Origin of the sequence: Tenggerimyces flavus (assembly GCF_016907715.1) — a bacterium.
Taxonomy (GTDB): Bacteria; Actinomycetota; Actinomycetes; order Propionibacteriales; family Actinopolymorphaceae; genus Tenggerimyces; species Tenggerimyces flavus.
Window position 1 is genome coordinate 495,053 of the sequence record NZ_JAFBCM010000001.1, and the last position, 26,202, is coordinate 521,254.

General features: G+C 68.9%; 22 protein-coding genes. 7 read left to right on the top strand and 15 right to left on the bottom strand.

From position 1 onward, the window contains the following. Window positions 1-19: 19 nt before the first annotated feature. Window positions 20-1,348: an ABC transporter substrate-binding protein gene (locus JOD67_RS02500; protein WP_205114549.1), complete on the bottom strand. Its 1,329-nt coding sequence runs from the start codon at window positions 1,346-1,348 to the stop codon at window positions 20-22. A gap of 120 nt (window positions 1,349-1,468) precedes the next feature. Between JOD67_RS02500 and JOD67_RS40990 the strand changes: the two genes are divergently transcribed. The 3 genes from JOD67_RS40990 to JOD67_RS02515 are packed head-to-tail and all read left to right on the top strand — an operon-like array spanning window position 1,469 to window position 3,878. Continuing rightward, window positions 1,469-2,146 carry a GntR family transcriptional regulator gene (locus JOD67_RS40990; RefSeq protein WP_205114551.1) on the top strand — a complete coding sequence of 226 codons (678 nt, stop codon included), beginning with the start codon at window positions 1,469-1,471 and terminating at the stop codon, window positions 2,144-2,146. Continuing rightward, window positions 2,143-3,210: an Ldh family oxidoreductase gene (locus JOD67_RS02510; RefSeq protein WP_205114553.1), complete on the top strand. Its 1,068-nt coding sequence runs from the start codon at window positions 2,143-2,145 to the stop codon at window positions 3,208-3,210. Before JOD67_RS40990 ends, JOD67_RS02510 begins: the two co-directional genes overlap by 4 nt. Further along, a complete protein-coding gene (locus JOD67_RS02515) occupies window positions 3,207-3,878 on the top strand; it encodes an RraA family protein (RefSeq protein ID WP_205114555.1) in 672 nt (223 codons plus the stop codon). Before JOD67_RS02510 ends, JOD67_RS02515 begins: the two co-directional genes overlap by 4 nt. Before the next feature lie 79 nt (window positions 3,879-3,957). On the opposite strand, the gene JOD67_RS02520 is transcribed toward JOD67_RS02515, so the two are convergent. From JOD67_RS02520 to JOD67_RS02550, 7 genes are all read right to left on the bottom strand, one after another. Then, window positions 3,958-5,772, bottom strand: coding sequence for a glycosyltransferase family 4 protein (locus JOD67_RS02520; RefSeq protein WP_205114557.1), 1,815 nt, complete (start codon window positions 5,770-5,772; stop codon window positions 3,958-3,960). After that, window positions 5,769-6,320, bottom strand: a complete 552-nt coding sequence (locus JOD67_RS02525) for a hypothetical protein (RefSeq protein WP_205114559.1) — start codon at window positions 6,318-6,320, stop codon at window positions 5,769-5,771. The genes JOD67_RS02520 and JOD67_RS02525 overlap by 4 nt, the downstream gene beginning before the upstream one ends. Further along, on the bottom strand, window positions 6,317-7,684 hold the full coding sequence (locus JOD67_RS02530) for a glycosyltransferase (protein ID WP_205114561.1): 1,368 nt from the start codon (window positions 7,682-7,684) through the stop codon (window positions 6,317-6,319). Before JOD67_RS02530 ends, JOD67_RS02525 begins: the two co-directional genes overlap by 4 nt. Window positions 7,685-7,818: 134 nt before the next feature. Then, complete coding sequence (locus JOD67_RS02535) at window positions 7,819-8,811, bottom strand: Gfo/Idh/MocA family protein (RefSeq protein ID WP_307782251.1); 993 nt, start codon at window positions 8,809-8,811, stop codon at window positions 7,819-7,821. Beyond that, window positions 8,808-9,884 carry a DegT/DnrJ/EryC1/StrS family aminotransferase gene (locus JOD67_RS02540; protein WP_205114563.1) on the bottom strand — a complete coding sequence of 359 codons (1,077 nt, stop codon included), beginning with the start codon at window positions 9,882-9,884 and terminating at the stop codon, window positions 8,808-8,810. The genes JOD67_RS02535 and JOD67_RS02540 overlap by 4 nt, the downstream gene beginning before the upstream one ends. After that, window positions 9,881-10,477 (bottom strand): acyltransferase, encoded by a 597-nt coding sequence (locus tag JOD67_RS02545; protein ID WP_205114565.1) that lies wholly within the window; start codon window positions 10,475-10,477, stop codon window positions 9,881-9,883. The genes JOD67_RS02540 and JOD67_RS02545 overlap by 4 nt, the downstream gene beginning before the upstream one ends. A gap of 26 nt (window positions 10,478-10,503) precedes the next feature. After that, a complete protein-coding gene (locus JOD67_RS02550; RefSeq protein WP_205114567.1) occupies window positions 10,504-11,715 on the bottom strand; it encodes a DegT/DnrJ/EryC1/StrS family aminotransferase in 1,212 nt (403 codons plus the stop codon). A 144-nt stretch (window positions 11,716-11,859) separates the two neighbouring features. Between JOD67_RS02550 and JOD67_RS42340 the strand changes: the two genes are divergently transcribed. After that, on the top strand, window positions 11,860-12,423 hold the full coding sequence (locus JOD67_RS42340; protein WP_372442318.1) for a DUF3800 domain-containing protein: 564 nt from the start codon (window positions 11,860-11,862) through the stop codon (window positions 12,421-12,423). Between the two features lie 291 nt (window positions 12,424-12,714). Here JOD67_RS42340 and JOD67_RS02560 read toward each other — a convergent pair whose 3' ends face one another. The 6 genes from JOD67_RS02560 to JOD67_RS02585 form a co-directional block, all read right to left on the bottom strand. Beyond that, entirely contained in the window at window positions 12,715-14,826 is a 2,112-nt protein-coding gene (locus JOD67_RS02560; protein ID WP_205114571.1) for a hypothetical protein, read from the bottom strand. A gap of 16 nt (window positions 14,827-14,842) precedes the next feature. Continuing rightward, window positions 14,843-16,051 carry a glycosyltransferase family 4 protein gene (locus JOD67_RS02565; RefSeq protein ID WP_205114574.1) on the bottom strand — a complete coding sequence of 403 codons (1,209 nt, stop codon included), beginning with the start codon at window positions 16,049-16,051 and terminating at the stop codon, window positions 14,843-14,845. Further along, the gene (locus JOD67_RS02570; protein WP_205114576.1) at window positions 16,048-17,493 is read right to left on the bottom strand and encodes a hypothetical protein; all 1,446 of its coding nucleotides are present in this window, start codon (window positions 17,491-17,493) and stop codon (window positions 16,048-16,050) included. Before JOD67_RS02570 ends, JOD67_RS02565 begins: the two co-directional genes overlap by 4 nt. Further along, a complete protein-coding gene (locus JOD67_RS02575; RefSeq protein ID WP_205114578.1) occupies window positions 17,483-18,823 on the bottom strand; it encodes a lipopolysaccharide biosynthesis protein in 1,341 nt (446 codons plus the stop codon). The genes JOD67_RS02570 and JOD67_RS02575 overlap by 11 nt, the downstream gene beginning before the upstream one ends. A gap of 217 nt (window positions 18,824-19,040) precedes the next feature. Then, window positions 19,041-20,177, bottom strand: coding sequence for a glycosyltransferase family 4 protein (locus tag JOD67_RS02580; RefSeq protein ID WP_205114585.1), 1,137 nt, complete (start codon window positions 20,175-20,177; stop codon window positions 19,041-19,043). A gap of 22 nt (window positions 20,178-20,199) precedes the next feature. Further along, complete coding sequence (locus JOD67_RS02585) at window positions 20,200-22,017, bottom strand: polysaccharide biosynthesis protein (RefSeq protein ID WP_205114587.1); 1,818 nt, start codon at window positions 22,015-22,017, stop codon at window positions 20,200-20,202. A 145-nt stretch (window positions 22,018-22,162) separates the two neighbouring features. Between JOD67_RS02585 and JOD67_RS02590 the strand changes: the two genes are divergently transcribed. Genes JOD67_RS02590 through JOD67_RS02600 form a run of 3 tightly spaced genes read left to right on the top strand, consistent with a single transcriptional unit; the run spans window position 22,163 to window position 24,979 of the window. Beyond that, window positions 22,163-23,638: a tyrosine-protein kinase domain-containing protein gene (locus JOD67_RS02590; RefSeq protein WP_205114589.1), complete on the top strand. Its 1,476-nt coding sequence runs from the start codon at window positions 22,163-22,165 to the stop codon at window positions 23,636-23,638. 24 nt (window positions 23,639-23,662) lie between these two features. After that, a complete protein-coding gene (locus tag JOD67_RS02595; protein ID WP_205114591.1) occupies window positions 23,663-24,376 on the top strand; it encodes a helix-turn-helix domain-containing protein in 714 nt (237 codons plus the stop codon). 60 nt (window positions 24,377-24,436) lie between these two features. Continuing rightward, window positions 24,437-24,979: a dihydrofolate reductase family protein gene (locus tag JOD67_RS02600; protein ID WP_205114593.1), complete on the top strand. Its 543-nt coding sequence runs from the start codon at window positions 24,437-24,439 to the stop codon at window positions 24,977-24,979. Window positions 24,980-25,122: 143 nt separating this feature from the next. Here JOD67_RS02600 and JOD67_RS02605 read toward each other — a convergent pair whose 3' ends face one another. Further along, window positions 25,123-26,085: a WD40/YVTN/BNR-like repeat-containing protein gene (locus tag JOD67_RS02605; RefSeq protein WP_205114595.1), complete on the bottom strand. Its 963-nt coding sequence runs from the start codon at window positions 26,083-26,085 to the stop codon at window positions 25,123-25,125. Window positions 26,086-26,202 lie beyond the last annotated feature (117 nt).

A 26,202-nucleotide genomic window follows, 5' to 3' on the forward strand; every position in this document is an offset into this window, starting at 1 on the left:
CAGGTCACACCCTCCATACTCATGAGCGATCGATTGCCTGCTTGGCTTGAGCAACGAACTGTTCGGCAGCCTTACTGACGTTCTGCCGGCCGAACGCGAGCTCGTCGCAGGAACGTTCGAGCGCCGAGATCACCTCTGCGGATCCGGGCGGAGCAGGCTCCTGCTGCGTGAGATCGTCCTTGATCTCGTCGTACAGCTCGAACTGGCGGAGCTTCAGGCTCTGCGCGACCGCTTCACGCGTCTTGTTCGCTGCCGGAAGGCCGTTGTCCGCCTTGTAGGTCTTGGCCGCTTCCACGTCGTTGAGGAAGAAGTTGATGAACTTCGCCGCGTCCTTCGCGTGCTCCGTCCGTCCGGAGATCGACTGTCCGCTGACGATCAGGTAGTTGCCCGGCCCCTTCGGACCAGCGGGCACTCCTGTCACGCTGGTGTCGGGGTTGATCTCCCGCGTGGTCTCGTACTGGTTCGCGGGGAAGATGTCGACCATCACCATCTTCTTGGCGAACATACTGTCCTCGGTCGTGTTGCCCTGTTGCTCGACCTGGAGCGCGGCCGGTGGAACGGCACCGCCCTTCGCGAGCTTGTCCCAGTAGCCGAACCAGGACTCGACGTCCGCCGCGGTGAAGCCGAGCTGGTCGCCGTTGTACGGCTTGATGTCGTTGCCGCCGAGGAACGAGTAGAACGCGATGTCGCTGCCGCACAGGTTGAGCGCCGCATACGACCCCTTGGCGAGACCGGCCTGGTGCAGTGCCAGCACCTTCTCCGACAGCTGGTCCCAGGTGGTCTTCGGGTTCGGCGGCTCGACGCCGGCGGTGGTGAACGCCTTCTCGTTGTAGTACAGGCCGCGGAACGAGAACGACGTGCCGATCATCAGCTGCTTGTCGCCCCACTTGCCGGCTGCCAGTACCTCCGGCGGCATATCCGAGACGTCGATCGTGCCGTCGGCGATCAGATCGTCGAGTGGGCGCATGGAATCGCCGTCGGAGAACTGCCGGATGAAGCGGTCCTGCATCTGGTACAGGTCGGGCAGGTTGCGCCCGGAGGCCTGTACCGCGAGTCGTTCGATGTGCGAGGCCGTGTCGCCAGCGGTCTGCACGCGGAACGTGATGCCGGCGTTCTTCGCCTCGAACTGGTCGACGACCGCGTTCTGCAGCTTGGTGCGGTTGTCGCCACCCCACCAGGAGTAGCTCATTGAGACCGCGCTCTCTCCGCCTTTGGCCGGTGCTTCGGCACCGGAGCCGGTGCCGGCAGTGGTGCCGGTCCCGCGCGGCGTGCAGGCCGCGAGCGTCACTAACGCGACGCAGCCGACGAAGAATGCGAGTCGTGTCCCCGTGGTCCGAAGCGTGCCCATGGCCACCGTCCTCAGGTCCAGATGTGATGCAGCATACAAGATTTGAAATTTTGGTCAACGTATTTGGTATTCCAAATACTCTGGGGCATACTCGGGTCAGCACAGGGAGACGGAGGCGAGATGAGCGCACTGCAGCCGATCGAGGCCGTTCAGCTCGGCGACCGTACGTACTCCTCCCTCCGGCAGGCGATCATCGGCGGTGAGCTGACGCCGGGCGAGCAGCTCAAGGACCGGCAGCTCGCCGAGGTGCTCGGCGTGAGCCGGACGCCCGTACGCGAGGCGCTGCACCGGCTCGAGCACGCCGGACTGGTCGAGTCCCGCGGTCGCGGCGGCTGGGTCGTCGCGGCGTTCACCGAGCAGGACATCCGCGAACTGTTCGAGCTGCGGCGTGCGTTGGAGCCGCTGGGCATCGACCACCTCGCGCGGCAGCCGGACGACAAGTCGATCGCGCGGATCGGGGAGTTCTTCGGCGAGTTCGAGCACCCGGTGCCGACGTCGCGGTACGAGGAGTACTTCGCGCAGGACCACGCGTTCCACAAGCTGATCGTGGGCTGCAGCGGGAACGCGCGACTCGAGCAGTTCTACGGCGTGATCGAGAACCACATCGACCGCGGGCGGCACTTCCTGTCGCTCGGCGCGGTGGGTCGGGTCGAGGCCAACCTGGACGAACACCGCGCGATCTCCTCCGCGGTCGCCTCCCGCGACTTCGCGGCGGCGCGGGCGGCCCTGCTGCACCACCTCGACATGGGTGAGGCGCTCATGATCGAGCACCTACGGAAGGCCAGGTCGGACACGTGAGCGCGGGCGTACGGCTCACTGTCGTTCGGCTGGAGCAGTACGTACACAGTTTGCTCACGGCTGCCGGACTCGAGGCGGAATCCGCTTCCCTGGTTGCCGATTCTCTCGTCGACGCGGAGGCTCGCGGGATCCGTTCGCACGGGGTCGCGCGGACGCGGATCTACGCCGAACGGCTGCGGGCTGGGCTCCTGTCCGCGTCCGCCAGGCCCTCGGTGGTGAAGGACGCGCCGGGTGCGTTGTTGCTGGACGCGGGGAACGCGATCGGGCACGTGGGAGCGGCGGCGGGGATGGATCTGGCGATCCAACGTGCGGCAGTGCAGGGGCTCGCGTCGGTGGGCGTACGAAACTCCAACCACTGTGGGACATTGGCCTACTTCGTTCGCCGCGCCACCTCGAATGGCCTGGTGGCGTTGGCGATCTCGAACGCGCCGCCGACGATGGTGTACTTCGGCGGGCGAACGCGGGCGGTCGGCACGAATCCGATGGCGATCGGCATCCCCCATCCGTCTGATCCGCCGATCGTGCTCGACATGGCGACGAGTGCCACCGCCCGCGGCAAGATCATCTTGGCGCACCAGGCCGGTTCGTCGATCCCGCCCGGGTGGGCTGTCGACGCTGCCGGGGTGCCGACGACGGACGCCGGTGCCGCTTTGGAGGGGTCGGTGCTGCCGTTCGCGGGGCCGAAGGGCTCGGGCCTCGCGATGATGGTCGACCTGTTGTCGGGGGCGCTGCTCGCTGGAGTCTTTGGCGCCCAGATCGGCGACATGTACGAGGACTGGACGCGGCCGCAGCAGGTGAGCCATCTGTTCGTGGTGATCGATCCCGATGCGTTCCTGGGGCGGGCCGCGTTCCTTGACCAGGTGTCTGCGTTCGTCGATTCCGTGCACGCGTTGCCGGTCGCCGATGGGTTCTCGCGGGTGTTGGTGCCGGGCGAGGTGGAGGAGGCCGCGTTGGCCTCGGCTTTGGCTTCGGGGGTTCTGGTTCCGGCGGCGGTGGCCGCCGATCTGGCGTCGTTGGCTGTGGAGCTCGGGGTGCCGTCCCCGCTGGAGGAGGAGTTCGCGTGAGCCAGGTGTGTGTCGTTCATCCCGTTCCTCCGCCGTTGCCGGACGGTGTGGTCGAGCGGGTGCGTTCCTTGTCGACGTCGTTGGTGTCCGATGTGTTCGGCCGGTGGGCGGGGGCGCCGGGAATCCTGCCGGTGGCGGGGCTGTCTGCTGGTGCGGTGGTGGCGGGGCCGGCGTTGACCGTACGGACGCGGCCGGGCGACAACCTCGTCGTCCACGCGGCCTGCGAGGTGGCGACGCCGGGTGATGTGTTGGTGGTGGCGGCGGGGGGCTCGAACGACCGGTCGATCCTGGGCGGGCTGTTGGGGTACTACGCGGCGACGAAGGGGATCGTCGGGCTGGTCGTCGACGGGGCGGTACGGGACCTGACGGAGCTGGCCTCGTTCGCGCCGCCTACGTTCGCAACCGGGGTCACGCACGTCGGGCCGTACAAGGACGGCCCGGGCGAGATCCGCTGCCCCGTGTCGATCGGCGGCCTGCCGGTGATGGCGGGCGACCTGGTGATCGCGGACGAGGACGGCATCGCCGTGGTGCCGTACGCGCAGGTCGAGGAGATCGTCAAGCTGGCCGAGGAGAAGGGCCGCGCCGAAGAAGCCGAGCACGCCGCCATCGCGGCAGGTACGTGGGACCGCACCTGGCTGGAGAAGTCCCTGGAGCTCCGCTTCCTCTAGCTCCCGACGAAGTGTGGGGTTCTGGTAGCGACACGCCAGCGTGTCGCTACCAGAACCCCACAGTTTGTGCGCGGGTGGCTTAGCTGCCGAGGAAGATCTCGCGGTACTTCGGGGCGATGAGCGGCCAGTCGAAGGTCTCCAGCGCGTGGGCGCGGGCTTCTTCGCCGGCCTTCGCGCGGGCGTCGCCGTCCAGGGAACGGATCCGCTCGGCGGCTTCGGCCACGTCGGACACCACCCACTCCGACGGGAAGAGGCGGCGGGCGCCGTTGAACGGTTGATAGAGGGGCCAGTCGCGCACGATCGGCACCGCACCCGAGGCCGCGCCTTCGATCACCGACACCGGGCTGCCCTCGCGCCGGCTGCTCGACAGGATGTAGCCCGCGTCCTGCATGAACGTGGGCAGGTCCGTGACGTACCCCGCGTCCACCACCGCGTCCCGTACGTCGTCTTCCTGCAGCCGCGCCCGGAACGCGTCGCGGTAGACGTACGCGGAAGCCAACAGCGACTCGTGGAAGTCGTTGCCCGCCATCAGCAGCCGCCACGACGGGTCGGTCGACCTGAGCTCGGCCAACAGCTCCAACGCCCAGATCGGGTCCTTGACCATTTTGCCCCACTGGACAAGGGCAATCGTCCGTTCGGCCGCCTCACTCTTCGGCAGCCCGAAGCGGTCCAGCTGCATCTCGTTCGGGATCACGTGGATCCGCCCCGCGGACTTCGCCGCCGGCACCGCGGCGACGAACAGGTCGCGCACGTGGGCGCCCACGAAGATCAGGTCCGACACCTTCGTGTAGTCGACGAGGTGCGGCTGCGGCGACACGGCTTCCATCGAGTGCACGCGGATGATCAGCTGCTTGCCGGCCGGCACGTGCACCGTCGCCCACTGGGCCGCGATGTCGAACCAGTCGACGAAGACGATGTCGGCCCACTCAAGGTCGGTCGCGACCTTCTCGGGCAGCGCCGGCAGCTTGTGGCCGGCCGCGTCGGCGAGCCGGTCGGCGATCATCTCCGCGTGCCCACGTCGCGGGTAGCGGGCCTCGCGCGTCTGCACCACGCGGGTCTCGATCGCGCCGCGGTCACGCAGGTCGGCGATCAGGCCCTTGGCGAAGTGCAGGTTGCCGCTGCTGAGGCACAGCACTCGCTTGGCGGCCGAACGAGCCTCGACCACCGGCTCCTCAGCCACCGGCTCGGGCGCGGGATCGGGAACGGACTTGCCGAACAGCTTCCGCACGAACCGCCCGCGCGCCGAGTCCGTCGGCAGCAACGCGCGTACGCCCGAGGGCTGGGCCGGAGCCTTCGGCGCCGGAACGGGAGCGGCCGCCAGCGGCGCGGGCTCCGAGGCCTGCGGCGCGATCCGGTCCGCCAGCGTGCCGGACGGTGCCACCAGCGCCTGGTACGTCAACGACTCCCGAAGCGGAGCGAGGAAGGCATCGGTGTCGTACGCCAGCGGCGAGTCGCCCACCTCGCCGTGCAGCTCGCGGTGGAACACCGCCTCGTTGATCCGTACGACCATGCCCGCGACCTCGTCGAACCGAGCCGCGACCAGGTGCTCGTCCGCGAAGACCAGCAACTCGCGTACGGCACCAGCAAGGTCGTCCGCGGCAGCGCCCTGCGCCAGCTGGGCGGCGTTCAGCTCCAGCCGCACCAGCGCGAGCACCTCGCCCGACAGCCGTGGCAGCACGTCCCGCGCGAGCTTCTCGGCGTCGGCAGCGGCGCGCGCGTGCCGGAGCGCCCGAACGATCACCGGATACTGCTTCTCCAACGCCGTCAGCGAGCCCTCGTCCTGCAGAACGACAGCCCACGCGGCCATCACGTCGGCAGCCGACACCGGCGCGACCTGCAGCCGCTTCCCCACCCCGGCGACGACGGCGAGCGCTTCGAGCGTCGACGTAGTCATCGCTCCGAAGTCCCAGAGGACCCGGAAGAACCAGAGCCGGCGGGAAGGTGGCTCGCCAGCTCACCGATGTCGGCCACGTGCTCGTCCGGCAGCTTCAGAGCCTCGAGCGACTCGTACAAGCCCCGCACCGCCTTGGCCTTCGTGTTGATCTGCGCCAGCTCCCACACCGTGTAGACCGCACGCGCGTCCAGCGCGACGAGCACGTCCGCCTCCCGCGCGTGCTTCATCAGCCACGGGTCGGTCTGCGCGAGCAGCCACGGCTTGACGATGTTGTCGGCCCTCTGCAGCCGCCGGCGCAGGAACGGGTTGCGCACCAGGACGTACGCCCACCGCGGCGAGTACTTGCGCGCCGGCCGGCCGCGCACGTGCGACAGGTGCAGCTTCACCTTGTGGATCTCGTCGAGGTTCGACACCTCGCCGATCTGCTCCGGGTCGACGAACGTCGCCAGCCGCACGTTCGCGCCGTAGTGCCGGTGCAGCTCGTCGGCGACCTCGTTCAGCGCACTGGCCAGCGGCCGGTCGAGCGTGATGAACAGGACGTTCGTCACCGCTGGCCTCCGCTCACCACCGCGCCGGGCGACTCCACCGAACCGAGGTCGGGGAGCCCGCCGGTCGCCGCGGCGACCTCGCGTACGGCGTCGATCATCACGTCACGCCGGCTGAACTTGTCGGCGGTCTTCCGCGCACGTTCCCGGTCCTCGTTCGTCGCCGCCTGCACCATCCGCGCGGTCTTGATGAACGAGACCGTCGCCAGCTCCGGCGCCCACCGCTCCGGCGGCGGCACCCACAGCGGATAGTCCGCGAGCACCTCGTCGGCGGCGTGGTACGGCGAGTGCACCGACATGATCGGCAGCCCGGTCGCCATGTACTCGTAGACCTTCCCCGACGTCACGTACTTGCCGCCCGGCAGGATCAGCATCAGCGCGTCCCAGCTGGCGTACACCTCGCCGACCTGCGCCTTCGGCACCGGGCCGTCGTACGACGCCTGGTCCTCCTCGTGGTCGAGGATCAACCGCAGGATCGGCTGCGCGCCGCGGGCGGCGCTGATGCCGAAGTGCCCGCGGAAGACCAGCTTCGACTTCGCCAGCACCGGATCGATCATCCGCGCCGCGTGCCAGCCCTGCAGCAGCGACTTCACCATGCCCGCGGTGAAGCTCGAGGTGCCGAGATAGCCGATCGTGAGGCCTTCTTCGGGGTCCCGCGCCACGTACGGCGGGAAGTCCGGCATCGCGTCGAACCCGTTCCGTACGGACTTGACCCGCTCCGCGTGGTCCGGGTAGCGCTCCTGGTACCACTCCTGGATCTGCGGGTTGACCGTCCAGACCTGGAGCGCGTTCTCCACCAGCTGCTTCTCCCACTTGCCCTCTTCGGACTCCATGGGGAACGCCTCGATGCCCTTGAACGTGCTCAGCGACCAGCCGTCGCGGAAGTCCACGACGTACGGCACCTTGCTGTCCTGCCACAGCTTCCACGCGGCGGCGAGCACGGTGTGCGGCGTCGAGGACGCGATCACGAGGTCGGCGGGCTTGCGGGCGTGGATCTCCGCGACCGCCTTCTCCAGCGCCGGCCGCAGCGTGCCGAACACCGGCTCCGGGAAGATCTTCAGCTCGCGCTGCCGTTCCTGTTTCAGCCACTCGTTCGGGTGGCGGGCGCGGAACCTGCTGTACTTCCGGATGTTCGGCTCGAGGTCAGACCGGCCGTGCGGAAGCTCGACGATCTCGATCTTGGGGTGCACCTCGTCGAGCAGGCTGCGGTCAATGCCGCTCTCCCGGAGCCAAGCCTCTTCGTGCAGGTTGACCACCGTGACGTCCCAACCGAGCTCGGCAAACATGTTGGCGGTAGCGCGCAACCTGTACGTCGAGCTCTTCGCCGCCGGCGGGAAGCCGATGGCGAGGTGGATCAGGTGAGGCATGCACGGTCCTTGTCGAGGTCGCGGGATCGGTACGCATGATAACTGTCAGGCACGATCGGTCGGCCGCCCCGGATCGTACGTGAACGCGCCACCGCGTCGCACTCCGTCACCATAGCTTTGAGACGCTCCACGCCTTAGCTCAGGTCGATGGTGCGACCCTCGGCCGCGCTGGCGATGATCGCCTCGGCGACCTCCACAATGGCCACACCCTCGCGCATACCGACGACATCGGACGGCTTGCCGAGCACCGCGTCCCGGAACGCGAGCAGCTCCGTCCGCAGCGGCTCGGGCTTGGGGATCGCGTACCGGATCACGTCGCCCTCGGACACGCCACGGAACGAGGCGACCGAGTCCCACGTGGTCGGCTGCACGCCGTTGGCGAAGAACGTGAGGTCGGCGGTCAGGGTGTCCGCGACGAACGCGCCCTTCTCCCCGGTGACGACCGTGACGCGCTCCTTGAGCGGCGACAGCCAGTTGACCAGGTGGTTCACGACCGTGCCGTCGGCGAGCTGGGCGACGACCGCGACCAGGTCCTCGTGTTGGCGACCGCTCTTGTGGGCCGTACGGGCCGAGACCGAGGTGTACGACTGCCGCGTCACCCAGGCGGTCGAGTCGATGTCGTGCGTCGCGAGGTCCTTGACGACGCCGACGTCGGCGATCCGGTTCGGGAACGGGCCCTGCCGGCGGGTGATGACCTGGAAGATCTCGCCCAGCTCACCCTGCTCCAGCCGGACCCGGAGGTTCTGCAGCGAGGGGTTGTAGCGCTCGATGTGGCCGACGCAGCCGACCAGGCCGGCCGCCTCGAACGCTTCCGCGAGCCGGGTGGCGCCCTTGGTGTCGCTCGCCAGCGGCTTCTCGATCAGCGTGTGGACGCCGGCTTCGGCCAGCTGGAGGCCGATCTCCTCGTGCCACTGGGTCGGAACGGCGACCACGCACAGGTCGATGCCCGCGGCGATCAGCTTCTCGACGTTCGGCTGCACCTCGAGGCTGCCGGCGACGCCGTGCGGGTCGCCCATCGGGTCGGCGACGGCGACCAGGTCGACGTCGTCCAGGCCCCGCAGCACGCGGGCGTGGTGGCGGCCCATCATGCCCAGGCCGATCAGGCCTGCCTTCAGCGTGGCGCTCACAGGCCGGCCGCCTTGCTGACCTCGGTGACGATCCGCTCGAGGTCGTCGGTGCTCAGCGACGGGTGGACGGGCAGCGAGAAGACCTCTCGGCAGGCTTTGGCCGTCTCGGGGAGGTCGAGCGTGAGGCCGAAGCTCGGGAGCTCGTGGTTCGGGATCGGGTAGTAGACGCCGGTGCCGATGCCCGCCTCGGTGAGCTTCGCGACCATGGCGTCGCGGTCGTCCGTACGCACCGTGTACTGGTGGTAGACGTGCTCGGCTTGGCTCGCGACCTTGGGGATGGTGACGCCGCGCAGGTTCGCGTCGAGGTAGGCGGCGTTGCGCTGGCGCTGCTCGGTCCAGCCCGCGAGCTTGGTGAGCTGCACGCGGCCGACCGCGGCGTGGACGTCGGTCATCCGATAGTTGAAGCCGACGACCTCGTTCTCGTACTTGCGCTCCATGCCCTGGTTGCGCAGCAGCTTGACCTGGCGGGCGAAGTTCTCGTCGTCGGTGACGACCATGCCGCCCTCGACCGAGGTCATGTTCTTGGTCGGGTAGAAGGAGAACGCGGCGTACGTGCCGAACGCGCCGACCGGCTTGCCGTTCCACTTCGCGGCGTGCGCCTGGGCGGCGTCCTCGAAGATGCCTATCTTGTGCTTGTCCGCGATGGCCTGCAGCGCGTCCATGTCGGCCGCGTGGCCGTACAGGTGGACGGGCATGACGCCGACGGTCTTGCTGGTGATCGCGGCCTCGACGGCCTTGGGGTCGATGCAGAAGTGGTCCGGCTCGATGTCGACGAAGACCGGGGTGGCACCGGTGAGCGCGACGGAGTTGGCCGTGGCTGCGAACGTGAAGCTCGGCACGATGACCTCGTCGCCGGGGCCGACGCCCGCGGCGAGCATGCCCACGTGGAGCGCGCTGGTGCCGGAGTTGACCGCGACACAGTGGCGACCGTCGACGAGCTTGGCGAACTCGTTCTCGAACGCGGCGACCTCAGGGCCCTGGATGACCATCCCGCTCGCGATGACGCGGTCGACGGCCTGCCGTTCCTCCTCCCCGATCAGCGGCTTTGCTGCCGGGATGGACTGGGCGCTCATGCGTTCTCCTCACGCAGGGTGCCGGCGTCCTCGAGGTAGGTCGCGCCGGTTTGGGGGCAGTGCCAGCGGTTGTCGCCGGCGGATTTGAGGGGGACGCCGGCCTTGCCGACCCAGCCGCGTTGCTTGGCCGGAACGCCGACGACGAGCGCGAAGTCGGGAACGTCCTTGGTGACCACGGCACCGGCGGCGATCATCGCCCATCGTCCGATGGTGATGGGAGCGACGCAGACCGCTCTCGCGCCGATGCTGGCGCCCTCTTGGACGGTGACGCCGACCATCTCCCAGTCGCCGCCGCGTTTTTGGTTGCCGTCGGGGTCGATGCTTCTCGGGAAGTGGTCGTTCGTCAGGACGACAGCGGGGCCGATGAAGACGCCGTTGGCGAGCTTGGCGGGCTCGTAGACGAGCGCGAGGTTCTGGATCTTGACGTCGTCGCCGATCTCGACGCCGGGGCCGACGTACGCGCTTCTGCCGACGACGCAGCGCTCGCCGAGGACCGCGTGCTCACGGACCTGGGCGAGGTGCCAGACGCTCGTACCGTCGCCGATCTCGGCGCGCTCGTCAACGTCCGCACTGTCTGCAATCTTGGGGGCCATCGCGGGTCAGGTTAACTCAGTGACAGTCAGTGTCCGGCGACGGCCATGACCTTCTGGATGGCTTCGACCGTGTCTTGGATGTCCGCGTCCTGGAGGGTCGGGTGGACGTGTACGAGGAGTGACGTGTCGCCGAGCTCTTGTGCGATGGGGAGCCTGTGCTTGGGGCGTCCGGTGGTGTCGAAGGCCTTCTCCAGGTAGATCTCGCTGCAGCTGCCGCTGAGGCAGGGGACGCCTTCGGCGGTGACGGCTTGCATGATCTTGTCCCTGCTCCAGCCCGCGTTGAGGCGTTCGGGGCGGACGTAGACGTAGTACTTGTAGTAGGCGTGCCTGACGTTCTTCGGCGGGGTGGTCACGCGGAGTGCGGGGATGCTGTTGAGGCCTTCGTCTAGCGTCTTTGCGTGCCGCTGCCTGGTTCCGGACCATTCGTCCAGTTTTGCCAGGGCCCTTCTTCCGATGGCTGCCTGGACCTCGGTCATGCGTGCGTTGGTGCCGAACGACTCGTGCAGCCATCGGAAGCCGGGCTTGTGCTCCTTGTTGTAGACGGCGTCGTACGACTTGCCGTGGTCCTTGTACTCCCAGACCGCTCGCCAGATGTCCTCGTCGTCGGTGGTGACCATCGCCCCTTCGCCGGCGGTGGTGATGATCTTGTCCTGGCAGAACGACCAGGCCGCGGCGTGCCCGAAGCTGCCTACCGGCTTGCCGTCGAGGGTCGCGCCGTTGGCCTGGGCGCAGTCCTCGACGACCTTGGCCTGGATGCTGTCGGCTAGCGCTGTCAGCTCGTCCATTTGCGCGGGCCAGCCCCCGAGGTGGACGGGGACGATCGCCTTCGTCCTGTCGGTGATCGCCGGCTTCACGGTGTCGGCGGTCATGGCGCCGGAGTCGCGGTCGACGTCGACTACTCGCGGGGTCGCACCGACGGCGACCGCGGCGCTGGCGGTGGCGACGAAGGTCCTGGCGGGGACGATGACCTCGTCGCCTGCTTGAACACCGGCCGCTCTGAGCGCGAGCTCCAGGGCGAGCGTGCCGTTCGCGAGCGCGACCGCGTACGTGGCGCCGACGGCTTTGGCGTACTCGCGCTCGAACTCGCGCCCCTCGGTGCCGGTCCAGTAGTTGATCCTGCCGGACCTGAGCACAGCGGCGGCCGCCTCGATCTCGTCCTCAGCCACATACGGCCACGGCGGCAACGTCCGCGTCCGCACCGGCGTCCCGCCCTCGAACGCCAACGCTCCTGTGGACATCGAGCTCCTCTGTGGCAGTGCGTTGTTTGTCGGGACCTGTCGGAGGACCAACCTACAATTTGCCGCACCGCACAGTGTCTCCACCTCTTTGGTCGCCCACGCTGGCGCATTTCCTGCTGCAGCGACCGAACGGTGGAAAAGCCCGTGTGGCGTGCCTATGTCGACGAGTCCGAGTCCAACCAACGCCTGGACCCGGGCACTTACATCTTTGCCGCGACCCTCGTCGAGGACGCGCACGCCGACGAGGTGCGCGAAGCGATGGACGCTCTTCGTCCGCCTGGCCGACGGAAGCTCCACTGGTACGACCTGTCAGGTCGGAATCGGCTCGCCGTGATCAAGACCATCGTGGAGCTCCCCGCCTTGCATGTCGCCGTGGTGCGGAGTGTCCTCCCGCCTGAGCGACCTGACCGTCGCCGGCGAAAGTGTCTCAACCGGCTTACCCATGAGCTTGAGAATCGGCGCGTGACTCACATCATCGCCGAGGCACGGGAGCCGAAGAACGACCTTCGTGAACGGGACTATCTCAACCGGTTGCGTGTCACCGGAGTAGTCGACGAGGAACTCCGGCTCGTTCATCAACGTGGCCAGCTCGAGCCGCTGCTCTGGGCTGCCGATGCCATCGCCGGCGCGGTGGTCGCCGCACGGATCGACGAGCCGAAGTATCTCGAGCTCCTTGCCGGGCTTGTGGACATCGCGATCGAGCCTTGAAAGCGCGAACTCGGGGCCCCACCACATCGGCAGGAACACCCGAGCTCACTTCCAACCGCTCCGAGGAACGGCGGCTTCTGTGCTCAGTATCTCACGGCGGGTGAGTGTGGGCCACTCTGATCCACAGTGCCATTCACCGACAACGAGGCGCGGCGTGGACGGCGTGATCGACGGCTGAAATGCGCGAGCTCGGGACCCCGTCTCCGGCGGGAATACCCCGAGCTCACTTCCAACCGCTTCGCGAAGCGGCGGCTTCTGGGGCAAGTGTGTCACGACAGGTGAGTCCGCGAGCTAGCCGCCGACGTCGAGGAGCATGGCGGAGAGGACGGCGAACATGACGGCGTCTTCGCGGGTGGCTGTGCCGCCGCTGAAGGAGCCGTTGGAGCGTTGGGTGCCCACGGCGTTGGTGAGGTACTGGGTCACGTCCAGCGACACGTCGAGGCCGAAGCTGGTCGCGTAGGCCTCGTTCGGCAAGTACCCCGTCGCGTCCTTGTTCGCCATCCACGAGTAGCCCGTGCGCGCCTTGTCAATCCAGTCTTGACGGCGCCGCAGCTCTCCATAGGTCAAGAGCCCCGAGAAGACGATATTCGCGTAGGGCCCGGACTTGTACGACGTCTGGTACCACACGTAAGGGATCGAGCCGTTGGGGTTCATGCGGAAAGCCAGGTTCGAAGCCAGCGCGTCGCCGTACCGCAGCAGGGACTGGTCGCCGGTCTCCTCGTAGAGCGCCGCGATGAACGAGAGGGTCGCGCCGTCGATGTTGTAGACCTCGACCGCCGTGTTCTTCAAGCGGGGAACGACGTCATGCGCCGCCACCGCGGGATAGCCGGGGTCGAAGATCGGCTCGAGGTCGCAGTACGGCACCGACCCGCGCGTACGGCCAGCGTCCAGCCACTGGAAACCGGAAGGCCCCCGCAGCAACTTCCGCACAGCCTTCTGCGCGGCCGAAAGATACTTCTGGTCGCCCAGCACCTTGTAGCCCGTCAGCAACGACAAGCCGGCCTTCGCCGTCAGTACCGCGTAAGCCTCGCCGGCCGGATGCTGCTTGTGCCCGGGCAGATAGTGCGCCCGCGCGGGATAGTGCCCCTGGGCGGCGCCGTACGGCCACGGCAGCCCGAAGCCGCCATCCGCACGCTGGTGCCGAACCATCCAGTCCAACCCACGCCGCGCCCGCGACTCCGCCAACGCACGCGACGAAGCGGACGACGAGGCCTGCACCCGCGACAGATAGCCCTCGGTCAGCGACGAGATCGCCAACGGATCCTCACGAGGCGTCGCAGGCCACAGCTCGTGCGCGATCGACCAGCCACCCGACGGCGTCATCCGCGTGTCCAGGTAGGCCGCCAGCCGGTCCACCGCCCGACGAGCGAGCAGCGTGCTGGCGAAGCCCATCAGCGAGGGCGACTCCGACGACGAGAAGTTCTGCAAAGCAACGAAGATCGGGAACTCAGCCTCGGCGACCGGGTCCCAGATCATCGCCTTCGCGAACCCCGTCCCTGACGACGCGGCAAACCGCCCACCGGTCACGACGATCTTCGCCGCCCCGCCGGGCCGCACTTCGATCGTCTTGGACGAGGAGTCGTACGAAGCCCGCCCCAACAGCCGGTACGAGAACCCGCCAGACAACCGAGACCGCGACTCCACCGCCAGCCGCGTCCCCATCACCCGCAGCGCGCCGAGGTGCACCCCGTCATGCGTCGGTGTCGTGAACTGCAGCACCAACGTGTCCCCCGACGTCCCACGCTGCAAGCCTGTCCCGCCCCACACGTCGAGGATCGGCCGGTGCCGTACGGACAGCCCGTCCAGGAACACGCCCGGCGAGGGACCCTGGATCGTCACCTCGACCTGGACGTAGGCCGCCTTCGCCGGGGCATCCGCCCGCGCGGACAGCCCGACCCACGTGTCGGCCACCGAACGGGTGCCGCGCTGGCTCGACGCGCCCGCCCAACGCCGCGCGCTGTCGAGGAAGATCAGCCGGATCGACTCGCTGCCGACCTCGGCCCGCGAGGCCGACCGGCGCCAGATCGTCGTGACGTACTGCCGCTGCGGCTCGGCCGGCAGCAGCTGGCTGGACAGCACGTACCGGTCCTTCGCCGAAGGAGCGGTGACGCGCAAAGACCGCACACCGTCGTGCTTCTGCGACGACGAGAGAGCAGCCTGAGCGCCGCCCGCGGCAGAGCACGACCACGACTCCGGACACTTCCCCGAAGCGCCCTCGAACCCGGCGTTGGCGGGCGACAGGTCCGACTTCGCCGGCGGCAAAGGCGCCGTACTCACCGCCGCCGAGCCAGACGGCGAAGGCGAAGGTGACGAAGCACGGCGCACCTCGACCGCGTTCGCACAGCCCAGCAACGACCCGAGCAGAGCGAGCGCGCAGGCGACCGCGCCGATCCCTCGTGTCATCGCCTCCCCAAAAGGCCTACCGGCCGACCACGGCGTCCAACGTGGACTGCAACCTCGCAGACATCACCGTACGTGACGAGTTCCGCTGAACCCAGTCTTGCCCATTCCGGCCCATCTCGGCACGCACCTCCGGCGACCGCGACCGCAGCTCGGAGATCGCGTCCGCCAGCGCCTGGCCGTCGTCCTCGCCCTCCTTGGGGATCCCGGACAGCCCGCCGCCGGACTCGGCGAGGATCTCCTCGACCTCGCCCGGCACGTTCGACACCACAGGCAGCTTCGCCGCGAGGTAGTCGTGGAACTTGTTCGAGCTCAACGCCCGGAACAGGTCCAGCGCCGCCATCGTGTGCAGCCCGAAGTCGCAGCCGACGAACAGGTTCGCGAGCTCCCGCTTCGGCACCGGCTCGAGGAACCGTACGTTCGTCAGGCCCTCCGCGCGAGCCCGCTCCACCAGCTTCGGCTTGTCCATCCCGTCGCCGATCAGCGCGAACGTCACCGCAGGCAGCAGCGCGGCCGCGTCCAGCACGATGTCCAGCCCGTCCTTCGGCCCGTGCGCGCCGGCGAACACGCCCACGAACGCGTCGGAGGAGAAGTCGAACTTCTCCCGCGCCTCCGCCCGCGTGATCGAGGGAACGAAGTCGCTCGGCTCCGCGCCGTTCGTCACTGGCACGAACTTGCCCACGTCCCCGCCCGCAGCCGCGACGTCCGCCGAGTAGCCGGCCGACGTCGAGACGATCCGCGCGGCCTTCTTGTAGTAGAAGCGCTCCAGCCCCGACAGCACCCGGTGCACGAACGAACCCTCGCGCAGGTAGCCGAGGTCGACGAACACCTTCGGGTGCGGGTCGCGGATCTCGAGCACGAACTTCGCCCGCTTCACCTTCGCCAGCAGCCAACCGCCGAACGGCGTCAGCAGATGCGGCGACGACGCGTACACGACCTTGACGTCACGCTGCCGCAAGCCCACGAAGAACGAGCCGACGACGTACGACATCCAGTTCACGATCCGCGCCGGCCCGTTCGACGAGTACGACGTCGTCGGCACGGTCCTGAACTCCGGCGAACGGAACTCGAACGTCTTCCGCGAGTAGTTGTTGCGGTTGCCCGCGATGATCAGGTGCTCCCAACCCTGCAGCCGGCCGAAGAGCTCGACGTGCCGCGTTCCGCCGCTCTCCGTACGGGGCAGCGCGAACTGGTTCAGTACGAGCACGCGGTAGGGACGGTCGGTCATCGAACTTCCTTCGCAGGCAGGCGGTTGGCAGACGGGCGGACGGCGGCCAGGTGACCAGGTTTTCGCTGTTTGGGCACATCTATCGGCGAACTCTCGACCGGCATCAGGTAGAGCAGCACGACCGCGAGCAGGACGCCGTGGGTGAGCAACGTGGTAAGCAGCGCGCTGTTCGACAACGACAGCGCGGGCATCGCGAGCACGATCATCGCCAACGCACGTGGGAGATTGACCGCGGTCGCGTCGATCACGAGCAGCAGCAGCGCGAGCAGAACGGTGAAGCCGAGCACGCCCCAGATGCCGAAGTTGCTGAACGCGTCGGCCCACAGGTTGGCGTTCGCGTTCGTCTTGTCCGAGCCGTAGTAGACGATGCCCATCAGCTTCGCGGGCACCGTGGGGTACGGGTAGTCGACGAACCCGGAGAGCAGACCGTGCCCGAGCTGCGCCTTCGGACGATCCCAGAAGAACTCGAAGTAGTAGTTCGTGTTCACGCCCGCGGTCAGCATCAGCCGGCGGATGAAGATCGACGACAGGAAGTACCCGTTCGTCAGCCAGTCGACGGCGAACACGCCGAGCGCGCTGCAGGCGAGCAGCGGCGGTACGAGCTTGCCCAGCTTCCGCAGCTCGAACAGCAGCACCATCACGACCAGCAGGGCCACCAGCAGCGAGGAGAACAGCAGCGACTTGAAGCCGCTCACGCCGACGAGGAACAGCTCGGTGAAGATGCCCGCGGCCACGAAGACGTAGTTCTTCTTGAGGAAGCCGTACGCCATGCCGAGCGGCGCGACGACGAAGCCGAGCCAGGGCAACGCGTACTTCATCACCCGCGTCATCTCGGCCTCGGTGTCGCGGAACTCGCTGCGCACCTCGTAGATGTCGGCCAGCGAGACGAGTTGGAAATGGAAGCCGTACTGCGTGACGACGACGGCCATCAACGCGAGCCAGACGCCGACGACGAAGAACCAGTAGAACTTCTGCGGTAGCGCGGGGCGCGGAATCGCCTGCGGGCGTACGGAGTAGACGAAGCCCAGCAGGAAGAACGCGGCGGAGATGGAGAACACCATCCCCCACGTCGCCGGCGGCCGGTCGATCATGAACGCCGGCACCACGTGGACGGGCGCGACGACCAGCGCGAACAGCATCCAGTAGATCAGCGTCGACGGCCGTTCCCACGAGACCGGCAGCCGGCTGGCGGCGAAGAGGTACGACACCGTGAGGATCGCGACCGGACCGGGCCGCGGCGTCTCGTGGGTGAAGCCGAGGTAGGAGAAGTTGGGCGCGATCAGGTAGTAGTCGACGAGACCGAGCGCGACCGCGAACACCAGCAGCCAGAGCAGGCCGCGGATGCCGATCCGTTCGACCTTCTCTCGCTTGTCCTTGGGCGCCGCCGCGGCGTGCGCGCGGGAGCCGCTTCGAGTGGGCGTCTGCAGTTGGCTAGCTTTCATCTGACGCGGCTCCGGCTCGCTCAGTTTCGCCACCGGCATGCGGTCGACTGACGGACATGCCGTCAGGCTTCTTCGACGATCCGGGCCGCCTTGCCGCATCGCGCAGCGCCCACCAGACCAGGCCGAGTACGCCCAGGTAGGAGACGAAGACCGCGGCCGCGTACGCCGTCACACCGGCGAGGTCGGAGCCGCCGAGCTGCCAGACCAGCAGCGGGCCGCCGACGACGAGCACGAGCCGTACGGCGTCCGCGATCAGCGCGAGGCCCTGCCGTTCGACGATGTTGAACACGTGCGTGGCGGGCGTGGTCACGAACTGCGCGAGGAACGCGAGCGCGAGGATCCGCGCGTAGTCGCCGGCGCGCACCCACTGGTCACCGAAGACGACGCCGAACAACCACGGCCCGGCGATGATCACGACCAGCGTCGGCACGATGCCGAGCAGCGCGAGCCGGCCGGTCGCGTACCAGGTCAGGCGCGGCAGGTCCTTCGGGTTGGTCCGCTGTGCGGCCGCGCCGCGGCCGAGGTAGACCTGCGCGACGGCCTGGCCGACCACGGTGACAGGGAGCGCCAGCAGCCGTGTCGTGAACGCGAGCGAGCCGGTCGCCAGCACGCCGAAGGTGACCGCGAACAGCGGGAACGCCGCGTACCTCGACAGGTTGTTGAGCACCGCCGACCACGTCGTGACCAGCGGGAACCGGCGGAACCTGCTCACCGCGGCGGTGAGATCTCCCACCGCGAGCTTCTCGACGGGCTCCGTCCGCTTGCGCGGCCGCATCGACGCGAGGCCGAACAGCCGGCCGAGGCCGGTGCCGAGCAGCAGGCCGAGGTGCTGCATGCCGAGCAGGCCGAAGCCGAGCTGGGCGGCCGCCGTACCCACGCCCTGGGTCGCGTTGCGTACGGCAAGGTCGCGGTAACGCTCGCCCCGGATCAGCTGCGCCGAGACCAGCTGGAACGCGGCGATCGCGGCGCCGGTCGGCGGCACGATCCAGAACACCGCGCGAAGTGCGTCGAGCGTCTGGCCGTGCGCCCAGAGGGGCGCGGTCAGCCAACCCGCGACACCGAGCACGACCGAGCCGATCAGGGTCGCCCAGAGGCCGGCGGCGAAGACCGAACGGGCTTCCTTGTCGTCCTTCGCGAGCGGGATCGCGAGCTCCAGGCGCAGCGTGACGAGCACGGCCAGCACCGAGACCACGCCAGTGAACACCTGCAGGACGGCGAAGTCGGCCGGCCCGTACAGGCGCGAGAGGATCGGTGAGATGAGAACGACCAGGCCCTGACCGAGCACCGTTCCGAGCACGATCTGCACCACGCCGCGCTTCGCAGTCCTCATGGCGACCGCTCGCACGCGTCGGCCGTGGCCGGCCTAGCGGCATCGGGTCGCGGTGCTCGGCGGCGTCGGGTGGCCCTGCGGCGCCCAGGGGGCCTTCGGCCGGAGAGGGCGTCCTCGGCCCCCGGAAGCCGACGCCACCGAGCGTGGTTCCACGGGTTCGTAGTGATGGCGAGGCCCCACACGCGGGGGGTCTCCTCCTCGACCACGTCGGGAGTCGTCATCTCATCTGCGGCGCCGGCGCGAGCTCCGCGTACAGGTCGAGCAGCTTACGCAGCTCCGGCTCCCAGCTGTACTGCTCCGCCACCGCCTTGCGGCCTCGGTCCGCCATCGCGGCCGCCTCCTCCTGGTCGTCGAGGATCGCGAGCACCGCCTCGGCCGCGGCTCCCGGGTCGTTCGGCGGTACGACGGCGCCCGCTCCGGAGTCCTCGACGATCTCCGCCCACAGGGGGAAGTTCGACGAGACGACCGGCAGGCCTTCCGCCATGTACTCGAACATCTTCGTCGGCAGCGCGTCGACGATCGCCTTGGTCGCCTGCAGCAGCACGAGCCCGACCTTCGACTCGCCCATCAGCCGCCGTGCCTCGGGCGAGGGCAGCACGCCGCGGTAGTCGACGTACGCCTGTTTGCCCGCGAGCTCGGCCTCCAGCGTCGCCGGCTGCAGCCGTCCGACGAGGGTGAGGCCGACGCCGCGCTTCTCGTGCACGATGCGGGCGACCTCGAGCATGGTGTGGAAGCCGCGGATGCCGGACAGCGCGCCGACGTAGACGAGCCCGCCGGTGCGGTCGGCGTACGGGATCGGCGCGCGGTCGTCCAGGATCAGCGGGTAGTTGCAGACGACAACCTTGCGGGCCTTGCCGTACCCCTCGGCGACCGTCGGCGTGGCCGCGACGATCGCGGACAGGCCGCGTCCGGCGAGCTGGATGACCAGGCGCGCGAACGCGGCGACGAGCGGGCGGAGCGGCTTGGGGATCCAGACCTTGCCGAGCACCTGCGCGGGCAGGTCCTCGTGCGCGTCGTACACGACCTTCTTGCCGAGCATCCGGAGCACGATGCCCAGCGGGATCAGCTCGGGGTCGTGCAGGTGGTAGACGTCGCCGCGCTCGCGCAGCAGCGGCTTGAGCAGCCCCCACGTACCGACCGTCATCCGCGCGAGCCGGTTGGTCGGCTCGGGAACGGGCACGACGCGGACGCCGTCCTCCTCGAACGGGTGCGGCGAACGCGCGAACAGCGTCACGTCGTAGCCCGCGGCGGCGACGGATCGGCACTCGCGGACGAAGACGCGGACGTCGCTGGCTTGGTGGACGATGCTGACGTGCACCGCCTTCGGGCTGTGCCCTAGGGCTCGTTCGGTCATCAGATCACAGACGGTCGACGGATTAGCTTTGGCCCGTAGTGAGGGTAGAGCGCGCGCTCCGCAGCCTCGTGACCGGCTTGTCCTTGCGGCCCAGAACGTGCGCGAAGTCGATCAGGTCCGGGGCGAGCGGCGGAACCGTGACGTGCGAGATCCGCGGGTGGAACGGGCGCTCGTCGACCTCGCCGGAGCCGAGCAGCTCCTCGTGCAACTTCTCGCCCTCGCGCAGGCCGGTGAACACGATCTCCACGTCGCGGTGCGCCATCTCGATCAGCTGCCTGGCGACGTCGACGATGCGGACGGGCTCGCCCATCTCGAGCACCAACGCCTCGCCGTCCCGGCCGATCGCACCGGCCTGGATGACGAGCTGGACGGCCTCCGGGATCGTCATGAAGTAGCGCGTGACGTCCGGGTGCGTGACGGTCACCGGGCCGCCCTGGGCGATCTGGCGGGCGAACGAGGTCAGCACCGAGCCGCGGCTGCCGAGCACGTTGCCGAAGCGGACGCTGAGGTACGTTCCCGCGCCGTCCTGGGCGAAGAACGCGGTGATCCGCTCGGCGAGCCGCTTGGTCCGTCCGAGCACGCTGGTCGGGTTGGCAGCCTTGTCGGTGGAGATGTTGACGAACCTGTCGACGCCGGAGTGCTTGGCGGCGGAGACGACGTTCGCCGTGCCGAGGACGTTGGTCTTGTAGCCCTCGTCGGGGTACTGCTCGAGCATCGGCACGTGCTTGAGCGCCGCGGCGTGGAAGACGACCTGCGGGCGGCGTTCGGCGAAGACCGAGAAGATCTTCTCTCGGTCGCGGATGTCGGCGAGGATCACGTCGCCCTCGTCGAGCAGCGCGCGGCCGTGGATGCTCAGCTGCACCGAGTGCAGGGCCGACTCGTCGCGGTCCAGCATCATCAGCTCGGCCGGGTTGAACCGGTAGATCTGCCGGCACAGCTCGGCGCCGATCGAGCCGCCGGCGCCGGTCACGAGGACGCGCTTGCCGGTGAGGTAGCCGGCGATCGCGGAGATGTCGGTGTCGATCTGGTGCCGGCCGAGCAGGTCGGTGACGTCGATGTCTCGGATGTCGCGGATCGTGACGTGGCTCGGCGCGAGCAGGTCGGCGAGACCGGGGAGCACCTTGACCTCGAGGCCGGCCTGGCTCGCGGTGTGGTGCAGGTCCCGGAACATCGCGGCCGAGCCGCTCGGCACGGCGGCGACGAGGACCTCGGCGCCGGTCTGCTTCGCGACGTGCTCCAGGTCGTGCCTCGTCCCCAGCATCCGGACGCCGGACAGCCGCAGGTGCCGCTTGCCGGGGTCGTCGTCGAGCATGCCGACGGGGAGGTACGGGCTGCCGGAATCGGTCAGCATCGAACGGATCAGCTGCTCGCCGCCGTCGCCGGCGCCGAACACCAACGTTCGTACGCCACCACGTGGTCGGCTGCTGCCCTCGCGGTAGCGGCGGATGACCGCGCGGATCACGACCTGTCCGAGAACGGCGGCCATCGCGCCGCCGAACGGGACCGAGAGCGGGACCAGCCGGCTGGGCTGGACCGCGAGGTCGAGCACCAGCAGCGTTCCGCCGATCACCAGGCTCACCGCGCCGACCATCACGGCCTCGTCGAAGCTGCCGAGGCGGTAACCGCCCTGGTACAGCTTGGCGAGGAAACCGAGAATGAGCTGCAACGACGCCGCGACGACGATCGTGATGACGAGACCGAACGTGTTCACCCGATCGAGCTGGCCGTCGTACCGGAAGACGGTCGTCACCGCGAGGGAGATGACCCAGGTGAGCGCGTCGCCGGCCGCGGTCGCGACGCGGTACCAGGGACGGGACTGGGCAATGCCACTCCCGTGCATCAGACTGGTATCCCTCTCAGCTCGGGCAAGCTGGACAGCGTAACCGAAAGCCGCATAGTAGTGGACGGACCGTGGTGCAAGCCCATGGGCATGCCACACTCTTTCGGACGAACGCGTGTCCTCACGATCAGGAAGGTCGCTCCCCGTGGAGCTGCGAGAATACCTGCGCACCATCCGCAAGCAGTGGTTGATCCTGACCATCTGCGCGGCCCTTGCGGTCGCGGCTGCCGCGATCCTGGTCCTGCGGACCACGCCGGTGTACGCGGCGAAGACCACGCTGTTCGTGAGCGTGACGCAGACCGAGGACTCGGCGGCGAGCGCGTACCAGGGCGGCCTGTTCTCCCAACAGCGCGCCAAGTCGTACACCGACCTGGTGAGCGGCGAGTCGGTGACGACCGCGGTCATTCAGGACCTCAACCTGCAGATGAAGCCGTCGGAGCTGGCCGCGAAGGTCAAGGCCAAGGTCGTTCCGGACACGGTGCTGCTGGACATCACCGTGACCGACACCGACCCGAGGCGCGCGCAAGCTTTGGCCGCGGCGGTGTCGTCGCAGTTCGCGAAGTTCGTGACCGAGCTCGAACGACCGTCGCCGGACTCGCCATCGCCGATCAAGGCGACCGTGATCGACGCGCCGGAGGTGCCGACGTCGCCGATCGCGCCGACACCGACCCGGACGTTGGGGCTCGGGCTGGTGCTCGGGCTGGCGTTCGGGGTCGCGATCGCGGTGCTGCGGGAGTCGTTGGACAACTCGATCAAGACGCCCGACGTCCTCTCCGCCCGCACGGGTGCGCCGACGTTGGCGGTGATCGCGCACGACCAGGAGGCCGCCACCAACCCGTTGGTGGTGCAGATCGAGCCTCGATCACCACGGGCCGAGGCGTTCCGGCAGCTGCGGACCAACCTGCAGTTCATCGACGTGGACCGGTCGCCGAAGACGATCGTGCTGACGTCGTCGGTTCCCTCCGAGGGCAAGACGACGACCACGTGCAACCTGGCGTTGACACTGGCGCAGGCCGGTCAGCGGGTGATCCTGGTCGAGGGCGACGTACGCCGGCCGCGGGTCGGCGAGTACCTCGGGATCGAGTCGGCCGTGGGGCTGACGTCGGTGCTGATCGGGCGGGTCGACCCGGAGGACGCGATCCAGCCTTGGGGTGACATTCCCCTGGAGGTGTTGGCGTCCGGGCCCATCCCGCCGAACCCGTCGGAGCTGTTGCAGTCGCGGGCGATGCAGCTGCTGCTGAAGGAGCTGGACAAGCGGGCCGACGTGATCCTGATCGACGCCCCGCCGCTGCTGCCGGTGACCGACGCGGCGCTGCTGGCGCGGCAGGCCGATGGCGCGGTGCTGATCGTTCGGCACGGGAAGACGACCGGCGACCAGGTGGAGCAGGCGATCGGCAACCTGGCGAAGGTCGACGCGCGGCTACTGGGCACGGTGCTGAACATGGCGCCGGCGAAGGGGCCGGAGGCTTACACGTACGGGTACGGCTACGGGTACGGCGTCGAGGAGAACCAGAACGGCGCCCGCGACAATGGCGCCTCCGGTGGCGGCGGTAACAGCAACGGCACTGGCGGCGGCCGCCGTCGCGCCCACCGCGGCGGCGAGGGCATCGCGGCGCTCTGAGCGATCCTTCGCGATGATGGCGCGATGGCCATCACCGTCGCGACCCAGTCCGGTCCGGTCGGGCGGATCGAACGCGTCTGGTCGAGCCTGTGCACGGGCCCGACCCCGTTCATGTCACTCGCGGCGGTGCACGTGGGCGTCGCGTTCACGCGCTTCGAGGGCGAGACGATCGTGAGCTTCCGCGGTCCGGAGACCCGGGCTACGGCGATGGAGGTGCCCGGCGAGGCCGAGTTCTTCGGCGTCGAGCTGCGGTTGGGGGCGTTCATGCGCCCGTTCCGGCCGGCGACCCTGGCCAACCAGCAGGACGTGACGCTGCCGGTCGCGCGGAACGGGCGGTTCGACCTCCTCGGTGACTCGTGGGAGCTGCCGACGCCGGAGAACGTCGACGTGTTCGTCTCCCGGCTCGAGCGCGCCGGGCTGCTGGCGTACGACCCGGTCGTCGAGGACCTGTGGCACGACCCTCGTGGGCAGCTCGCGCGCCGCACCTCGCAGGAGCGGTTCCGCAACGCGGTCGGCATCCCCCGGCGGACGGCGCTGCATATCGCGCGCGCTCGCGCCGCGGCGGTGCGCCTCCGGGCGGGGGCGTCCATCGCCGAGGTCACCCATGCCGAGGGGTACTTCGACCAGGCGCATCTGACCCGGACGATGCGCCAGCTGGTCGGCTACACGCCGGCCGAGCTCATCCGGACCGATCGGCTCCTCGACCTCGACGTGATCCTCGAGGCGCCCGCGGCCTAGTTGTCGTCGTCCGCGCTTCGGTACAAGACGGCGGCGTTGGTCGTCGCCAGGATCGGGCGCATGCGCGAGATCATCGTGACCGTCGAGGTGAGCCTCGACGGCGTACAGGACCATCCCGAGAACTTCGCCTTCGACTACCACGACGAGGAGTCGACCGCCTTCATCGGTGACGTCTTCTCGTCGGCGGATGCCTGGCTGATGGGCCGCGAGACCTACGAAGGCATGGCGGCGTTCTGGCCGACCGCGGACTTCCCGCAGGCCGAGTCCCTGAACGCGATGACGAAGTACGTCGCCTCGCGGACGCTCACCGAGCCGCTGGCGTGGAACAACTCCCACCTGCTCGGGACGGACCCGGTCGCGCGCCTCACGGAACTGAAGCAGGAGGACGGCGGGCCGCTCGTGCAGTCCGGGGTGGGCGAGCTGACCCGGACCATGCTCGACGCCGGGCTGGTCGACGAACTCCGGGTTCTGGTCTATCCGCTCGTGATGGGCGAGGGCGAGGCCGCGACCTGGACGCAGGCCGCCGGCGCGCGGAAGTTCACGCTGGCCGAGAGCCGGACGTTCCGGAACGGGATCGTGGCCTTGCACCTCCGCCCGGCCTGACCCGCGGTTGGTTCGACCGGTCCCGTCCCGCCCAGTTCTGGGGGCCAATGATCATGTTTACATGATCATTGGCCCCTTTACGTGGCGTGGACGCCAGGTAGAGGGGCCACTGGCCGGGTAAGGCGACCACGACGTCTCACGCCCTAGCGGCGCTCCCAGGTCTCGCCGGTGTCGGTGGAGTACCAGACGGTGCCGGCGACGGCGAGGTACGCGCGCTCGCCGGCGGCGGAGATGTCGGGCGGCGAGGTGGACGTGGTCTCGACGCAGGCGCTCTGCTCCCAGGTCTCGCCGGCGTCCGACGTACTCATGATCGCGACGCCCTCGCAGGACGAGTCACCCGTCGCGGCCGCGAGGCCCGACGTCTCGTCGACGAAGTCCAGGTCGAGGGCGCCGACCGCCTTGCCGCGCTCGCGCCACGAGCCGCCGGCGTCGCGGGAGCGGAGGACCTGACCGTCGGAGCACAGCACGTACGCGAGCTCCTGCGACAGCGTGCTCAGCCCGGTGACCGTCGCCTCGTCGGCGCAGGGCACGTCCACCGTTCCCTCCGGCGCGTGCACCTCGGCGGCCGGGTCGCCGACCTTGTGCCAGCTGCCGGCCGAGCCCTGCGAGTCGTCCCAGGACTCACCGCCGTTGGACGTGCGGTACGTCGTCGCCTCCGAGCAGTCCGAGGACGACGCGACCACCCAGGCGTTGTCGGAGTCCGACGAGGCGATCCGCAGGATCACCGCGGCCTCGTCCGGCAGTCCGGCGGAGGAGAACGTCTTGCCGCCGTCGGTCGAAAGCTGTACCGATCCGCCGCCGTCGCCACACGTGCCGACCGTGGCGCGGGCCACGGCGTCCCCCGAGCCGATGTCGATCAGCACCGGGCCGGTGGCCGCTGGCGTCGCCGGAGCGGTCGCCGAGGGCGATGCCGAGCCCGTGGGCTTCGGCGAGGCCGTACGCGACGGCTCGACCGCGGGGGACGAGATCGAGGGCAGGGGTGTGGGAGCCGTCCGCGGGTCGGCGTTGCCGCTGCGGACGTGCTGAATCGCGAAGCTGACGAGGACGACGTCGACCACGACAAGAGAGGCCAGCGCGATGACCCCGATCCTGCCTACCTGTGCCACGCCGGGTTCCTCCCGTTCCTAGCAGGACCCTGCATCCCCAGATTGATCGACGCCACGGTAGCCGACCGGCCGGGGTTCAGGCCCGACCGGATACCCTCTTGCCCGCATGCAGCCTGG

What these genes read in the sequence shown, in the direction of transcription:
- JOD67_RS02545 (WP_205114565.1), bottom strand. Translation starts at nt 10,477, where the DNA reads ATGGCCCCCAAGATTGCAGACAGTGCGGACGTTGACGAGCGCGCCGAG.
- JOD67_RS02595 (WP_205114591.1), top strand. Translation starts at nt 23,663, where the DNA reads ATGGCCATCACCGTCGCGACCCAGTCCGGTCCGGTCGGGCGGATCGAA.
- JOD67_RS40990 (WP_205114551.1), top strand. Translation starts at nt 1,469, where the DNA reads ATGAGCGCACTGCAGCCGATCGAGGCCGTTCAGCTCGGCGACCGTACG.
- JOD67_RS02530 (WP_205114561.1), bottom strand. Translation starts at nt 7,684, where the DNA reads ATGCCTCACCTGATCCACCTCGCCATCGGCTTCCCGCCGGCGGCGAAG.
- JOD67_RS02570 (WP_205114576.1), bottom strand. Translation starts at nt 17,493, where the DNA reads ATGAAAGCTAGCCAACTGCAGACGCCCACTCGAAGCGGCTCCCGCGCG.
- JOD67_RS02520 (WP_205114557.1), bottom strand. Translation starts at nt 5,772, where the DNA reads ATGACTACGTCGACGCTCGAAGCGCTCGCCGTCGTCGCCGGGGTGGGG.
- JOD67_RS02575 (WP_205114578.1), bottom strand. Translation starts at nt 18,823, where the DNA reads ATGAGGACTGCGAAGCGCGGCGTGGTGCAGATCGTGCTCGGAACGGTG.
- JOD67_RS02500 (WP_205114549.1), bottom strand. Translation starts at nt 1,348, where the DNA reads ATGGGCACGCTTCGGACCACGGGGACACGACTCGCATTCTTCGTCGGC.
- JOD67_RS02550 (WP_205114567.1), bottom strand. Translation starts at nt 11,715, where the DNA reads ATGTCCACAGGAGCGTTGGCGTTCGAGGGCGGGACGCCGGTGCGGACG.
- JOD67_RS02560 (WP_205114571.1), bottom strand. Translation starts at nt 14,826, where the DNA reads ATGACACGAGGGATCGGCGCGGTCGCCTGCGCGCTCGCTCTGCTCGGG.
- JOD67_RS02600 (WP_205114593.1), top strand. Translation starts at nt 24,437, where the DNA reads ATGCGCGAGATCATCGTGACCGTCGAGGTGAGCCTCGACGGCGTACAG.
- JOD67_RS02540 (WP_205114563.1), bottom strand. Translation starts at nt 9,884, where the DNA reads ATGAGCGCCCAGTCCATCCCGGCAGCAAAGCCGCTGATCGGGGAGGAG.
- JOD67_RS02565 (WP_205114574.1), bottom strand. Translation starts at nt 16,051, where the DNA reads ATGACCGACCGTCCCTACCGCGTGCTCGTACTGAACCAGTTCGCGCTG.
- JOD67_RS02585 (WP_205114587.1), bottom strand. Translation starts at nt 22,017, where the DNA reads ATGCACGGGAGTGGCATTGCCCAGTCCCGTCCCTGGTACCGCGTCGCG.
- JOD67_RS02580 (WP_205114585.1), bottom strand. Translation starts at nt 20,177, where the DNA reads ATGACCGAACGAGCCCTAGGGCACAGCCCGAAGGCGGTGCACGTCAGC.